The following is a 13,139-nucleotide window of genomic DNA, read 5'->3' as shown; positions in this document are numbered from 1 at the left end:
CCCAAATTCATGCCCTCCACCCAGTTGTCACGGCCCCACCAGGCCGCAGGACGGGCTTTGCGCTTACCTGCTCTGCCGTCCGGAATGCATGGGCATTCCAGACAACAGAGGAGGAAGGCCCGCCCATCGGCGGAAAGGGAAGAGACCCGGCCCGCGTATGCGAGGAGGGTCACAAATGACCAAAGAGAAATTCGACGTTTACACCCATGTCACCAATCAGATCATCGCGCAGATCGAGGCGGGAACGCCGCCCTGGCGCAAGCCGTGGACCGGCGGCAGGGGTTCGATCAGCCTGCCGGAACGGTTCAACGGCGAAGCCTATCGGGGGATCAACATCCTTGTGCTTTGGGCCACGGCGATGAGCAAAGATTACAGCTCGGCCCGCTGGATGACGTTCAATCAGGCCAGGCAGCTCGGGGGGCATGTCCGCAAGGGCGAGAAATCCGCCACCGTCGTGAAGTACGGGACCGTCGAGCGCGAGGACGAGAACGGCGAGGAACGGCAAATCCCCTATGCCAAGGCTTACCGGGTGTTCAATTCAGACCAGATCGAGGGTCTGCCGGCCGAGTTCCACATCCTGCCCGATCCGCCCCGTGATCTTGGAACCACGGCCGACCCTGAGCTGGAGGCGTTCTTTGCCGCGACCGGTGCGCAGATCGACGTGACCGAGGAGCCACGCGCCTACTACCACATCAAGTCCGACCGCATCCACATGCCGCCGATCGGTACGTTTCATCGCGCGGCGGGATACTACGGCACGTTGGCGCATGAGCTGACCCACTGGACAGGGGCGATGAAACGGCTGGACCGTCTGGGCCGGTTCAACGACCGCAAGGCCTATGCCTTCGAGGAGTTGGTCGCGGAGATCGGCAACTGCATGCTCTGCGCGCAGATCGGGGTGGAGCCCGAGTTCGACCAGAGCGCCGCCTATGTCGAAGGATGGCTGGCAGCAATGAAGGAAGACAACCGCGCGATCTTCCGCGCCGCGTCCGAGGCGCAGAAGGCCGTGGATTATATCATGGAGCGAACCGCACAGGCTGACCGGATGGCCGCCGAGTAATTGCCGCGCCGCTGAAATGATCGAGGCCCCCGTCAGCAGGCGGGGGCTTCATGCGTTTCTGTGTCAACATGGTTGTGGGCGGTTTCAGGGTGACCTGTCGGCGGGCAACCTGAAGGCCACCCGCCGATAGGCCCGGCGCTTCGCGCGGACGGACATGAGATGCCCGGAGACAGCGAATCCCGCCCTGCGGAGAAGGTCCGGTTTGAACCCATAGTTTTTGATACTGCAAAACAGACCAATGGCAGCTTAGCCGAACAAGAGGTCTCCAATAGCTGCTTCCAGCGCGTCTTCGCTCTGCGAACCATCAACTTTCAGAGCATAAAGCCCCAAACGGCTGACCTCATCTCGCACACGGTTGGTAAAGAGTTTGTCGCGCTCTAAAATATTGGCGAGCGCCAATTCTGCATTGCTCGTTTTGCGCGGGATGTCCCAAGTTGTATCCCGGGCGTCAAAGGCGTGCCTACGAAAGGCAGGCGTGGGTAAGAGCCAAATCGCGTGCCGCTTGTCTTGAAGCAACGGTGCAACCAGCAAGGGCAGCAGGCGAAACCCTTCTGCAATGACCAGGCGATCACTTGGTAGTGCCAGTAAGTCGTCTACGATGAAGTGAAACCCTTCGCCAGCAAACCAATGGAACGTGTGAAGCATCTCTTTTGGCGACCGCTCAACCCATCTTTTATCCATTGTCATTCGCTTGAAAGTTGCGAGTTGCGGGCAAGCATGACTGGAGCAGCGAGATGAATGGTCGCTCATAGCGGCGTCAGTGTCGTAGATCAGCGCCCCATGACGTTTGGCCAGTCTACTTGCAGTCGTTGATTTCGATGCTCCGCTTCCACCGCCAATCCAACGGACATGTGCTAATGCCAAGGAAAGACTGTCTAACGAAATCACGTTTGAAGAGTTATCACGAACTTGGACCGGTTGGTAGGACCGGCTTGGCCTTTGGCGCGTAAGAAGACATTGATGCAGCCGCAGCGAACGTCAGTAACGTCCCGCTCTGCGGACCTCGCTGTTCTTCGCGACCGGCAGGCGCAAAAACCTGCCGAAACCCCTTCTATTTTGCCGGGGGTTTTTGTCCAGCCTAAGCGATTGATCCGGCGTGGGGCAGGGTAGGGCGGCACAAACGACCGTTTTTGGCGAACAGGTATTGTCAGGGGGTTTGTGTCCGCTATGCGTACAAAGCCGACCTTGCTCGAAGGTCGGCTTTCAGTTCTTGGGTCATCCTTCAACGCGGATCATAGGCTGTTGGAGTCCGACCGTCGGGCGGTTCTCAGGATAATAGAAACCTGTTCCATCGACATGCTTACCACCCATGAACAGCATGTTCGGCGTATCCTCGCGAACGTAGAGGAAATCGTGGTCGGTTACAAAGGCGCTGCCCTCGACAAAACGAAGAAGTGCGCAGGGTTGGCCGAGGATATCGCGAGGCTCACCTACAACGAATTCACCTTCACCACACGCCCCGTCCGGAAGCTGGTTCAGCTGTTCCGCCATGGGTGGTGCAAGAACAGTCAGCTCAAGCTGACGATTTAGGAGGTAGTCTTGTGACCATGCGCCCTCCGCTGCCGGGTTTGCATCGTGCCAGATGACTTCTCCGGCGAAGTCATAGGATACGGCTGGAATGGCGCAGGCGCTGTCTGCGTAGACAGTGATGTTGGCCTCAAACCCACCTTCCGCGTCATAGGTGAAGTCGCGGGTCAGATATGAAGGCGTTGGCGCAAGTTCGGGGTTTTCAGCGTTCTGCTGCGGGCGCATCTCACAGCTGATTGAAGTCCAGGTCCCGACAATACGGTCTTGAAGCCCCTCAAATGAGGTGTCCTGCGCCACAGCAGCGCTCGCAAATGCGCCGAGTGCAACGAGAGAAAGGGTTGGGATTTTCATAGTGATCTCCATCTGTTGACGATGGAGACACAAACTGCGCATATTAATCCATGCCGCAACTAGTCAAAATAAAAAGAGATAGTCATGAAAACGGAACTATTGGCACCTGATCCCGATGTCAAAGGCTGTCCTGTGACGTATTGCCTGTCCGTCATCGGCGGCAAATGGAAGCCTGTCATCCTGTTTTGCATAGCGAACGGCGTTGACCGGTTCGGTGCGATGCAGCGTTCGGTGCCCGGCATCACAAAGCAGATGTTAACCAAGCAATTGCGCGAGCTTGAAGCCGATGGTCTGATCTCTCGCAAGGTTTACGCCGAGGTGCCTCCGCGTGTTGACTATTCTTTGACTGACGTCGGGCGCACAGTTCTGCCGGTCATCGAACAGATGGAAGTTTGGGGCCAAGCCAACATGAAATAGCAGCCATTCGCTGTTGTGCATCAATAAGTAGGTATGGGCTCATTTGAGACCTTCTCCGCACCGCAGGGTGTGCCAAAACTCGACCGTTTCTGTCACCGGCGATAAAGACCGTTTTTGGCCAATAGGTTCTGTCAGGGGGTTTGTGTCCGCATCGCGGGACAAAGTGTGAATTCGCTGCGGTTGCTCCAATGGCCGCTTCACGATTTCGCAAGTTTGAATGGTTGACTACAACGAGCCGTTTGCCACGATCGTTCTTGCTGCCCCTCCGGCAGAAATGAGATACTCGGGATCACGATGAACGAGGACGGTGGAAAATGCGCCATCCATCAACAAAACCACGTGCCGCGCTAGTTCATCGGGATTATCCATTTTCGCATCCTCGAACACATCACAAAGCCATGCTTCGAACTTCTTCTTGTGCGCGGCCCCAACTTTCATGGCCGGGTGCCCCGGCATGTTTGCCAACTCGGCTGCTGTGCGCAAGAAACCACAGCCCTTCCACTTTGGGTGGCGGGAAGACTGTGCCAAATTCAAAAAAATCGCTTCAACCTTATCGGCAAGCTGGCCATCAGCCTCATCAAACCATTTCCTATACAATGCGAGATTCGGTTGGTCACGGGACGCCAGATAGGCCTCGATCAGATCGTCCTTACTCTTGAAATGGTAGTAGAGCGTCTTTTTGGTAATCCCCGCTTTTGCTGCAATTGCATCCACGCTGACTGCACGAATACCTTCGCTGTAAAACAGGCGGTTGGCTGCATCGAGGATGCGCTCTTTGGCGGACAGTTTTTCTGACGGCATAGCTATGTATACTACTCGGTGAGTATACGTCAAATCCGAACCTCCGTATGTTCCTCAAAACGCAACGGAGATCACGATGACAGAATTGATAACCTGCGACAAAAAAGGAGCGGTCGCCCTCCTTACCCTGAACCGGCCCGAAAAGCTGAACGCCCTCAATTACGCTACGAACGACTGCCTGCTATCGTTGCTGGACGCCATCGAAACTGATCCGTCCATACGAGCGATCATCCTCACGGGCGCGGGTGAACGGGCGTTTTCCGCTGGTGGCGACATTCACGAATTTACTGAAAGCGTCAAAGCAGGCATCGATGAAGCCGTGAGAGACTTTTGCAACCGCGGCCAGACCATGACCGCCAGGCTCGAAGCCTTTTCAAAACCGATCATTGCTGCCGTCAATGGGATCGCCTTTGGCGGCGGATGTGAGATCACGGAGGCTGTTCATTTGGCCATCGCCAGCGAAAGGGCGGTGTTTGCCAAGCCGGAGATCAACATTGGGATACCCCCGACCTTTGGCGGCACACAGCGGCTTCCACGGCTTGCTGGGCGCAAACGGGCATTAGAGCTTCTTCTGACAGGAGACACCTTTTCCCCCCAGCGGGCCTACGAGATGGGGCTGGTGAATAAGGTTGTTCCGCACAATGAACTCATCGCAGCGGCCTTTGATCTGGCGGAACGTATCATTCGACACTCACCGCTCGCGGCGTCACGCATCATCACCGCCGTCACCAGAGGGATCAACACAACAATTGACGAGGGACTGCTTATCGAACGCGAACAGTTCGCGCGGATGGCGGCCACGAAAGACGTGCATGAAGGCCTAAGCGCGTGGATCGCACGCCGGACACCGGGATATGTGGGAGCCTAGGATGGAAGACGGACAGTTTCACACCAGTTTCTCAAAGAAGACGTGGGAATCTTTCAAAGCTCTTGAGCGCTCAGGACCAATCCAGATGTTGAACCTCATCCGGTTGCGCGCACTTGCAGAGTACCCAGATGAACGTGGTTCTACCGGATTAGAGGCTTACAAAGCATACAGCGACCTGAGCGCGCCTGTTTTTCAAGCGTTGGGTGGAAAGATCATTTGGCGCGGCGGACATGAATTGACGATGGTTGGCCCGCAGAGCGAGACCTGGGACATCGCTTTCATCGCAGAGTATCCCAGCGTCCAAGTCTTCTTGGATATGATGAGAAATGAAACCTACCGCGACGCGATGAGACACCGGCAGGCTGGTGTGCTGGATAGTCGATTGGTGCGATTTGCATCTCAAAATAGCGGTCTCAGTTTCGCTGGGTAACGAGCAGATAGCAGACATCTGACGGTTGTGTTGGTCGACTGGTGCCAGCACCAAAACCGACCTTGTTTCAAGAATCCGACAAGGCGGTTAAGCGGGACTCTGCCGACATTCGCGTCAAGCACGCGAAGGGCAGCATTGATGGTCTATTGGGTAAGCAATTCGCTCTAAAGCGCATTGACGGGAAACACCAGTTTGTGCTGCGTCCCGTTTTCGTCGCTCTCAGTAGTCATCCTGCCTTCAAGTTGGGTGGTGAACGCTGCTGTCAGCTTTTGCCCCAAGCCAGAGTCCACGCGTGCCTCCGGATTAATGCCACCGCCGTTATCCGAAATCGTCAAACAAGCGTCGGTCTGGTCGTTAGTCATTGTTACACTCAAGCGCCCACCTCCATTGTCACCGTATGCATACTTCAAGCTATTGGTGATCAACTCGTTTGCCACAAGTCCCAGCGGCACGGCGGTGCGTGTCGACAGCGACATAGGAGTAATATCAAGCTCCAGTTCAGGACCGTTTGGATTGCCAGACGATTTCACCAGATCTTCGCTCAGCGCAGAAAGGTATTGTCGGGCATCGACACTATCGACAACCCCCGAACGCGACAAGGTCTTGTATAGACTTCCAACTGCGTCGAGCCGCGCGCGCATGCGCGCTAACGCTTTTTGGGCAGCTTCGTCCGTCAGACCTCTCGCCTCCATCGAGATGATACCGGCAATCATGCTCAAGCTATTCATCACTCGATGGTTTAGCTCTTCGAGTAGGCGATCTGCATTTGTGAGAGCTTGTTCGCGCTCTTGCTCAAGGCGACGGTGGTCAGTCATATCCTGCATCGCCAGGAGAAGCATGTAGGTATGGTTGCCTTGGCGATATACTTTGCGTGCGTTCAGCTGAATAACCCGCACGCCTATGTCCGGAAAGACGTGTCGTACCTCAAAATTGTCAACAACCAAATTCTGGGGAATGACGTTGGTCAAAAGATCAAGAAGTTCCGGGATATCCCACTGGCCGTTTCCAAGATCATCCAACCGACGCCCCAACGTGGCTTGAGGTTCGACATTGAAGGTCGCGTAAAATGATCGGCTCGCGCTGATCACAGCTAGTCGCTCATCCAATACCAGAAGTGGCTCGCGGATCGTATCGACGATCCCGGTGGACAGGAGCCGCTCTCGTTCAAGCTCGGTTGCAAGGTCGCTCGCGGCAGTTACGTCCTCGATGGCAAGCAAGATCCTTCGAGACCCGTTCCCAGGACGGACTGTCTTGCGCGCATTAAGCCGCATGACCTTTCGGCCGATATGTTCGAAAACGTGATCGACCTCGTAGTCCTCAACGGTCGTCTTTTGGTCGAGGACCTCGCTCAACAATTTGATCAGGCTTGGGATATTCCATTGTCCATTGCCTAGTTCGGCAAGGGGACGGTCGATGGTTTCCTCCTTATCAACTTCAAATGTCTGAAAGAACTGCGGGCTCGCAAATTCGACGTTCAAGTCTTCCGTCAAAACCAGAAGACTTTCGCGCAACGTCGCAATAATTTCTGTTGGCTCAATGCTTTGCATGGCGAGCTCGCGTATCTCACTTTGATGGTGTCAGATTTCTCTGACAGTACCTGGGTTGCATGCACACCTCAATGACATCGCTTCGATTGCTGTCGAGCACTGCAGCCGCAACCTCGATAGATCTTGGCGCGGAACTTCAAGCAAACCGGATTTCACCGGCCCTTTTTAGGCTTCCGAAGTCGATAAGTTGGGACAATACCAACGCATTATCCAAGAGGAACAGGTGCGCATCTCTGTTTATCACAGCACCACGAACATACTGGCGTAGAATGATCTGTCTATAAACTATGACATATCCAGCGCGTTGGGTGGTGATCTGTAAGGCAGAGCTAAGCTCTCTTTGGCGTGAAGGTGCAGCTCAGGACCGAACATTCGCTGCGCTTGCACACTTTGGCAATTTGGGCTCGTTTGAGACCCTTGCCGCGTTCAGCTCCAACGACCACTTTGGATCCACTACGACATCCTAACTAAGGCATGACGGATACCTGTTCTCTGAACGCATTGGTTTCTCCGGGCAAGTCTCGCGCGTTTGCACGGGACCGCGCTCTAGGCTTCAGCCGGCAGACCTGCTTTCGCCCGAAGCCCCCCTGCCCCGTTCTGCCTGCGGCCTGGAAGCGGTGGAACCCGTCTCCACGGAGCCAGGTCCACCGCGGCCACATGGTCGCCCAGGGCAGCGTGTCTTCGCCCATTCGGGTAACGATCATTCCCTCCGCTGCGCGTCGGCTTTTGCAGTCGTCAGATGAGATCCGCGCGACACGCGCGGATCGAGGTGGTAGCTGACATCGCCCCCTCCGCTTCGCTCTAGGATCGCTGACGACTTTTCGTTTTGGTTGTCCGCCCAACAGACCTGCCCTGGTCGGTCAACAGACAAGCGCCGCGTGCTACGCGTCGTCTCCGCTGGGGGCCGTGTCCTCGGCTATGCCTGCGGGCCGCACCACCTCCCCAGCTCCAATCCATTGACAGTCCACGTCAGGCCCGTGGGTCGGGCTCAGCCCTCTCCCACTCTGTTCCGCCCGGAAACATGCGTTTCCGGGCAGATCAGATTGGCCGAGGCGCAGCCCATCGGCGGGACGTTGGCACAAGACCGGCAACCGTCATCACCACAATGGAGATACCGATATGTCCAATTGGAATGAGAGCGTTACGGCACAACACGAACAGATCGCTGAGCAAAACGACGCGTTTCGGCACCGCCAACCCGGCGGTGGACAAGGGCAATGGGTCTGGACGTCTGCCATCGATGCGGAGGGCCAAGATTTCTTACTCGCCTGTATGAAAGCCGTCGATGCCTACGACGATTTCAACCAAGAAAACGACCCATTCGACACGCATGAAATGGGGTTCATGGAGGTGGCTGGAAAAAAGGTCTGGTGGAAGATCGACCTTTACGACCGTGCCTATGAATACGGCTCGCCAGACCCGACATCGTTGGCCGAGACCCGCCGCGTTCTGACGATCCTTTTCCCAAGCGACTACTGAGATTGGTCACTCCGTAAGGGGCGCGCCATAGGCGCTGCCCGCGTCGGGAAGGGGGTGAATCCATGACCAGAGCAGTGATCGAGCAGCGCAAGCGGGAAGCATTCGCGCTTGTGAGAAAGAGAGGTCTCTCCGCCAAGATCGGCCTCGCCTTTCTAGAACAGCACGGGGCCTAAGCCCCCTCTCCTCGCCCCGACATGGGTGGGGCACCGATACCAAAACCGTCACCACGAGACAAGGAATGTCCCCATGACAACGCCATCTAAGATCATCGCCACAGAGGCCCGCTTTCCACTCGCAAAGCTGTCCCTGTCACCCATGAACCCCCGCCAGGATGTGCCGGAAGCGGATGTGATCGAATTGGCGGAGAGCATCTGGGCCGCTGGCCTGATCCAGTCCATTGCCGGGCTGGCAGGCAAGAAGGATACCGCTGAGATTGTAGCGGGCGGGCGCCGGTTGCGCGCCCTGCACTATCTGGCCGATCTGCACCCCGATATGGCGACGATCCGTCCCGAACTGGCAAACCCGATGGTCATGCTGGCCCCCGATGCCGAGACCGCCGAGGCCTGGGCCAATATGGAGAATGTCGCCCGGCGCGATCTGCACCCCGCCGAGGAAATCCGCGCCTATGGCAAGATTGAAGCCAAAGGCGGCACCGTTGCCGCCATTGCCCGCGCCTTCGCCGTGAGCGAAAAGCATGTCTATCGTCGCCTTGCGCTGGCACACCTGCCCGAGCCGGTGCTGGACGCGCTTGCGGCCAATGAAATCAGCCTCTCGAATGCTGCCGCTTTCACCGTCAGCAATGACCTGGAGGTCACGCTGGACTTGCTGGCTCAGGTCCGGGGCGGAAACTACAGCGATCACCAAATCAAACAGGCCCTCAAGCCGGATGCGGTGCGCAGCAGTGACCGCCGCGTGATCTACGTCACCGAGGCGGGCTATGACGAGGCCGGAGGGCGCAAGACCGCCGATCTGTTCCAAGAGCAGACATTCTTTGATGATGTGGCGTTGTTGGACGAACTATTCGACGCCAAGCTGACAGAGGCCGCAGAGACCTTGCGCGCGGAAGGCTGGAAATGGGTCGAGGCGATCCAGGACCGCTGGCTCTGCCACTACAGCATGGGGCTGGACAAATTTGGCCGGGTCTATGCCGCAGAAGGCCAATTGTCCGAGGAAGAAGCCGAGCGCTACTCCGAATTGGCCAACCTCGCCGATGGCGATGTGCTGGACACCAAAGGCGAGGCCGAACTGGCCGCTCTGCAAGCCATCCTCGACGGGGAGTATTCCGACGCACAGCGCAGCCATGCGGGCCTCTATATCTATGTTGACGGCAACGGGGAACAACAGGTCAGCGGTCCTCTGGTCAAACCCGAGGATAAGCAGGCGGCGATTGAGGCGGGTGTTCTGGCGAAGTCGCTGCACAGCAGCATCGGCGGCGGTGACGCCCCTAAGTCGCCAATCTCTCAAAAGCTGCGCGACGACTTGAACCGCATCACCAAAGGGGCCCAGCAACATGCTGCCCTGCGCGTTCCTGACCTCCTGATCGACCTTTTGGCCTATCAGTTTAGCCACAATCTGCGCTGGGATGCTCCGTTCGGGATCACCACAACCGAAGTGCCAAACTGGCCCTCTACGGAGGCCGAGGGCTACGCATTGGACGAGCGTCTAACCACGAACCCGCCGCGCGATATGTGGGATGCAAAAGACCTGGGCGCGTCCTTTCGTGCGGTCCGCAAGAAAGGCCCGGAGCATGTGCGGGGTGAGTTGGTCCGGTTCCTAGCGGCCCAATTCAGTGGCGGTGACGAGAAGCTGCAAGCGCTGGTCGCGAAATCCACCCAGCCGAACACCCGCGAAGTCTGGACGCCGACAGCGGCCAACTTTTTCAGCCGCGTGGGCGGTCCCTACATGGTCGCGATTTGGCGCGATCTTCTTGACTTGGCCGAGGATCACCCGACCGTCACGACCTTTGCCAAGCTGAAAAAGGCAGAGAAGGCCGCAAAACTGGAAGCCTTGTTCACCCAATCGGACCTGCGCAACGCCCTGGGCGTCACCGAGGCCCAGGCCGCCAAGATCGACGCTTGGTTGCCCGAAGGCATGGCGTGAGAGCAACGGCAGGGCGTTCGCGCCCGGCCCTATGAAACACCAGACCCTTGCGGAGGCGGCAAAATACATCCCAATAGTCACGAGGGCGATTGGACCGCTGCTCCAATCGCCCAAGACTGAGACCTTGAAATCCTTGTGGTGAGGATCACCTCGTCCCCGCTTCGGCGGGGCCCTTTTTTGCCCGGATTAGTCGTTCACCCTTGTATTTTCCAGGTTTTCGGGATATTCTAGGTTTTAGAGAAAAGGACATCCCTATGCGCGAATTTTCTGCAACCGATCTGGGCAACAAAACCGGCGATGTGCTCGCCGCAGCTTCACAAGAACCTGTCGCCATTGCCCGCCACGGCAAGCCTCGGTTCGTCATGCTGACGACTGAAGCTTTCGAGCATATGAAACGGTCATTGGATCCACGCGTCGCCCGGCGGACGGCTGACATCCCCGAGGATGAAGGCGCGGCCTTGGTGGCCGAGCTAGAGCGCATGGTGCAAGACGATGCCTAAGCCACAGGCCGGCGACATCTGGCGCTATCCCTACCTTTGGTCATGGCAGGCGGCTTTGGGCGAGACTGAGGGCCGGAAGGACCGGCCTGTCACCCTCGCCGCCGTCCTGCCCGTCGACGGCGACGAGACGCGGCTTTTCTTGCTACCCATCACCGGCACCGAGCCGATGGCCGATCAAGATGCCTTGCAGATCCCCGCTATGGAAATACGCCGCGCCGGTCTGACTGAGTTCAAGCGCCTATGGGTGATCTTTGATGATCACAACAGAGATACGCTTGAGACCTCTTTCTATTTTGATCCGGCCGCCAAGATGGGCGCATTTTCCAAGGCGTTTCGTAATGAAATCGCAACCCGCTTCATCGCGGCCTACCGTGCAGGCGGCAACGCCGTTGGCACAAAGAGAAACGATTGATGCTGAAACTAGTTTATCATCGCATTCACCTTTGCGCGCCCTGTATGCCCGTTCATAGTCTTATACCCAAAACCCGTTCCCGTGGCCGGTCTGGCCTGCCGATCCTATGAAGCGATGCGGAAGCGGAGGCCGTGAGCGGTGATCCGACAGGGCGTTTGTCCTCAGCCCTGCAGGTGGGCGCGAGCATGATATTCACAAGAGGAACCCGCTTGGGCGACCACCGACAATTGCGATATGTCGTTAGAGTGATGTCGTCGATCACCACCGGCCACCCCCCTTGTTTCTCTTTTGATGGGGATGAAGGGACCGCCTGAAGACCGTTCCTTCAGCTCGTCTTCGGAGATCTGCGTCTGCGTCTCCGATCACGCGATCCTTTTGAGCTTCAGCAAGCAGAAGAATAAACACCTTCGGCGCGGCTTTCACCCTACGGGCGAACCTTCCGTTTTTCCACCTGCATCCTTCAGTCGATCCCTTCTGGCTTATCCCCATCGAAACAAAGGAGATGACCAATGGCAATCAACGGACAAATCACCCGCACTGACGACGACGCACTCACCGGCTGGATCGCATCGCTCACCTTCGATGTGGCGATCACGCTCACACCGAACCCCCACAAGACCAAGGACGTGCATCCGGACTACGAGATCACCGGCAAAAGCCCCGCTGGCCGCTACATCCGCATCGGAAGCGCCTGGGAGCAGACCAGCCGGGCCGGGAAGGACTACCTCTCCCTCTCGATCAAGGTGAATGGCCAGGACGTCCGCGTAAACGCACTGCGCACCGATGAAGACCCAGAAGGCGAATACCGCCTCGTCCCGCTGGCTGGCTAAGGCCAGCCAAGGGGCGGCCACGGCCGCCCCATCACCATGATCAGCCCGGACATCGAGCAGGTGTCCGGGTCCAAGGGGCAAGGCGTCTAAGAGGCGCCGTCGACAACCATAAAGGCTTCATCGGGTAACGGACATTGCGATGCGAGGGTTTCGTCGCGCGGCGCAATCAGCGAGGTTTCCATCTCAGCTGCGGTGGTCTCTCCGTGTCTGAGCTTTGGCGCACGATTGATCAACTTAGATATTTTCTAGAAGAACAGATGGCAGCGCATCGAGGGGGCCAGATGTCTCGGCCCCCTTTTTTGATGATCTCGCCTTGAGCGATCAAACGATTAATGCTCTGCTTTGCGAGACGCTGCCCCGGCTTCTACTGCCCGACAGCTTGCAACGCTCTGCCCGTCATCGCTTGCCGCATCACATGGAAGACTGAGGTGTTATCCACATAATGGCCTTCCCAATCGTATTGATCCCCCCAAAGCTCAGCGGCTTGTAGATCCGTCCGTGTGAACTGTCCGAATAGCTCAGATCCCGCACCAAGAGCCCAAAGTGCCCGGTGTAAGTTCCGGACGATTGGTGAGAATTCAGGCTCCAACATGTGTGTCGAGCAATGCTTGCAAGGCTCAATCGCCTTCCCAAAGCACCAATTCTTCCTAGGCGATCACCGTTAAAAGATCATCGTGACAATCAGTTAACGTTAAAGCACGCCCAGCAACCTCCGTCCCTGCGGCGCGGGCACCAAGCGGACCACCAGCTGAGCGCCTTTCGCAATCACAACCTCTTCATCAAGCAAACCCGCGATGATGATTTGGAAGAATTGCGC

14 protein-coding genes are annotated in these 13,139 nt (G+C 57.1%); 9 read left to right on the top strand and 5 right to left on the bottom strand.

Annotated features, from left to right (window positions below):
* The first annotated feature begins 175 nt into the window (after nt 1-175).
* Nucleotides 176-1,060, top strand: coding sequence for an ArdC family protein (locus V8J82_RS22770; RefSeq protein WP_339979187.1), 885 nt, complete (start codon nt 176-178; stop codon nt 1,058-1,060).
* A 246-nt stretch (nt 1,061-1,306) separates the two neighbouring features.
* Here V8J82_RS22770 and V8J82_RS22765 read toward each other — a convergent pair whose 3' ends face one another.
* Together V8J82_RS22765 and V8J82_RS22760 are read right to left on the bottom strand one after the other, a co-directional pair.
* Complete coding sequence (locus tag V8J82_RS22765) at nt 1,307-1,741, bottom strand: hypothetical protein (RefSeq protein ID WP_339979184.1); 435 nt, start codon at nt 1,739-1,741, stop codon at nt 1,307-1,309.
* A 534-nt stretch (nt 1,742-2,275) separates the two neighbouring features.
* A complete protein-coding gene (locus V8J82_RS22760; protein WP_339979180.1) occupies nt 2,276-2,938 on the bottom strand; it encodes a hypothetical protein in 663 nt (220 codons plus the stop codon).
* Between the two features lie 84 nt (nt 2,939-3,022).
* Between V8J82_RS22760 and V8J82_RS22755 the strand changes: the two genes are divergently transcribed.
* Nucleotides 3,023-3,355 (top strand): winged helix-turn-helix transcriptional regulator, encoded by a 333-nt coding sequence (locus V8J82_RS22755; protein WP_339979177.1) that lies wholly within the window; start codon nt 3,023-3,025, stop codon nt 3,353-3,355.
* Between the two features lie 225 nt (nt 3,356-3,580).
* On the opposite strand, the gene V8J82_RS22750 is transcribed toward V8J82_RS22755, so the two are convergent.
* The gene (locus V8J82_RS22750; RefSeq protein ID WP_339979174.1) at nt 3,581-4,156 is read right to left on the bottom strand and encodes a TetR/AcrR family transcriptional regulator; all 576 of its coding nucleotides are present in this window, start codon (nt 4,154-4,156) and stop codon (nt 3,581-3,583) included.
* A 76-nt stretch (nt 4,157-4,232) separates the two neighbouring features.
* Here V8J82_RS22750 and V8J82_RS22745 point away from each other — a divergent pair, with 76 nt between their 5' ends.
* Complete coding sequence (locus tag V8J82_RS22745) at nt 4,233-5,024, top strand: crotonase/enoyl-CoA hydratase family protein (protein WP_339979171.1); 792 nt, start codon at nt 4,233-4,235, stop codon at nt 5,022-5,024.
* A gap of 1 nt (nt 5,025) precedes the next feature.
* A complete protein-coding gene (locus tag V8J82_RS22740; protein WP_339979169.1) occupies nt 5,026-5,454 on the top strand; it encodes a DUF1330 domain-containing protein in 429 nt (142 codons plus the stop codon).
* 164 nt (nt 5,455-5,618) lie between these two features.
* On the opposite strand, the gene V8J82_RS22735 is transcribed toward V8J82_RS22740, so the two are convergent.
* On the bottom strand, nt 5,619-7,001 hold the full coding sequence (locus V8J82_RS22735) for a sensor histidine kinase (protein ID WP_339979166.1): 1,383 nt from the start codon (nt 6,999-7,001) through the stop codon (nt 5,619-5,621).
* Between the two features lie 1,119 nt (nt 7,002-8,120).
* On the opposite strand from V8J82_RS22735, the gene V8J82_RS22730 reads away from it, so the two are divergent.
* From V8J82_RS22730 to V8J82_RS22710, 5 genes are all read left to right on the top strand, one after another.
* Complete coding sequence (locus V8J82_RS22730) at nt 8,121-8,480, top strand: DUF3768 domain-containing protein (RefSeq protein WP_339979163.1); 360 nt, start codon at nt 8,121-8,123, stop codon at nt 8,478-8,480.
* Between the two features lie 246 nt (nt 8,481-8,726).
* A complete protein-coding gene (locus tag V8J82_RS22725; protein ID WP_339979161.1) occupies nt 8,727-10,580 on the top strand; it encodes a ParB/RepB/Spo0J family partition protein in 1,854 nt (617 codons plus the stop codon).
* Nucleotides 10,581-10,834: 254 nt separating this feature from the next.
* Complete coding sequence (locus tag V8J82_RS22720) at nt 10,835-11,080, top strand: type II toxin-antitoxin system prevent-host-death family antitoxin (protein WP_339979158.1); 246 nt, start codon at nt 10,835-10,837, stop codon at nt 11,078-11,080.
* Nucleotides 11,073-11,492: a hypothetical protein gene (locus V8J82_RS22715; protein WP_339979156.1), complete on the top strand. Its 420-nt coding sequence runs from the start codon at nt 11,073-11,075 to the stop codon at nt 11,490-11,492. The genes V8J82_RS22720 and V8J82_RS22715 overlap by 8 nt, the downstream gene beginning before the upstream one ends.
* Nucleotides 11,493-12,001: 509 nt before the next feature.
* Nucleotides 12,002-12,322 carry a DUF736 domain-containing protein gene (locus V8J82_RS22710; protein WP_339979153.1) on the top strand — a complete coding sequence of 107 codons (321 nt, stop codon included), beginning with the start codon at nt 12,002-12,004 and terminating at the stop codon, nt 12,320-12,322.
* Nucleotides 12,323-12,686: 364 nt separating this feature from the next.
* Here V8J82_RS22710 and V8J82_RS22705 read toward each other — a convergent pair whose 3' ends face one another.
* Nucleotides 12,687-12,914 carry a hypothetical protein gene (locus tag V8J82_RS22705; protein WP_339979150.1) on the bottom strand — a complete coding sequence of 76 codons (228 nt, stop codon included), beginning with the start codon at nt 12,912-12,914 and terminating at the stop codon, nt 12,687-12,689.
* Nucleotides 12,915-13,139: the final 225 nt, after the last annotated feature.

Source organism: Gymnodinialimonas mytili, assembly GCF_037544085.1.
Lineage (GTDB): Bacteria > Pseudomonadota > Alphaproteobacteria > Rhodobacterales > Rhodobacteraceae > Gymnodinialimonas > Gymnodinialimonas mytili.
This window is presented reverse-complemented; position numbering and strand designations above follow the sequence as displayed.

Excerpts from the sequence above, each read along its gene's own strand:
- V8J82_RS22770 (WP_339979187.1), top strand. The coding sequence starts at position 176 with ATGACCAAAGAGAAATTCGACGTTTACACCCATGTCACCAATCAGATC.
- V8J82_RS22765 (WP_339979184.1), bottom strand. The coding sequence starts at position 1,741 with ATGGATAAAAGATGGGTTGAGCGGTCGCCAAAAGAGATGCTTCACACG.
- V8J82_RS22760 (WP_339979180.1), bottom strand. The coding sequence starts at position 2,938 with ATGAAAATCCCAACCCTTTCTCTCGTTGCACTCGGCGCATTTGCGAGC.
- V8J82_RS22755 (WP_339979177.1), top strand. The coding sequence starts at position 3,023 with ATGAAAACGGAACTATTGGCACCTGATCCCGATGTCAAAGGCTGTCCT.
- V8J82_RS22750 (WP_339979174.1), bottom strand. The coding sequence starts at position 4,156 with ATGCCGTCAGAAAAACTGTCCGCCAAAGAGCGCATCCTCGATGCAGCC.
- V8J82_RS22745 (WP_339979171.1), top strand. The coding sequence starts at position 4,233 with ATGACAGAATTGATAACCTGCGACAAAAAAGGAGCGGTCGCCCTCCTT.
- V8J82_RS22740 (WP_339979169.1), top strand. The coding sequence starts at position 5,026 with ATGGAAGACGGACAGTTTCACACCAGTTTCTCAAAGAAGACGTGGGAA.
- V8J82_RS22735 (WP_339979166.1), bottom strand. The coding sequence starts at position 7,001 with ATGCAAAGCATTGAGCCAACAGAAATTATTGCGACGTTGCGCGAAAGT.
- V8J82_RS22730 (WP_339979163.1), top strand. The coding sequence starts at position 8,121 with ATGTCCAATTGGAATGAGAGCGTTACGGCACAACACGAACAGATCGCT.
- V8J82_RS22725 (WP_339979161.1), top strand. The coding sequence starts at position 8,727 with ATGACAACGCCATCTAAGATCATCGCCACAGAGGCCCGCTTTCCACTC.
- V8J82_RS22720 (WP_339979158.1), top strand. The coding sequence starts at position 10,835 with ATGCGCGAATTTTCTGCAACCGATCTGGGCAACAAAACCGGCGATGTG.
- V8J82_RS22715 (WP_339979156.1), top strand. The coding sequence starts at position 11,073 with ATGCCTAAGCCACAGGCCGGCGACATCTGGCGCTATCCCTACCTTTGG.
- V8J82_RS22710 (WP_339979153.1), top strand. The coding sequence starts at position 12,002 with ATGGCAATCAACGGACAAATCACCCGCACTGACGACGACGCACTCACC.
- V8J82_RS22705 (WP_339979150.1), bottom strand. The coding sequence starts at position 12,914 with ATGTTGGAGCCTGAATTCTCACCAATCGTCCGGAACTTACACCGGGCA.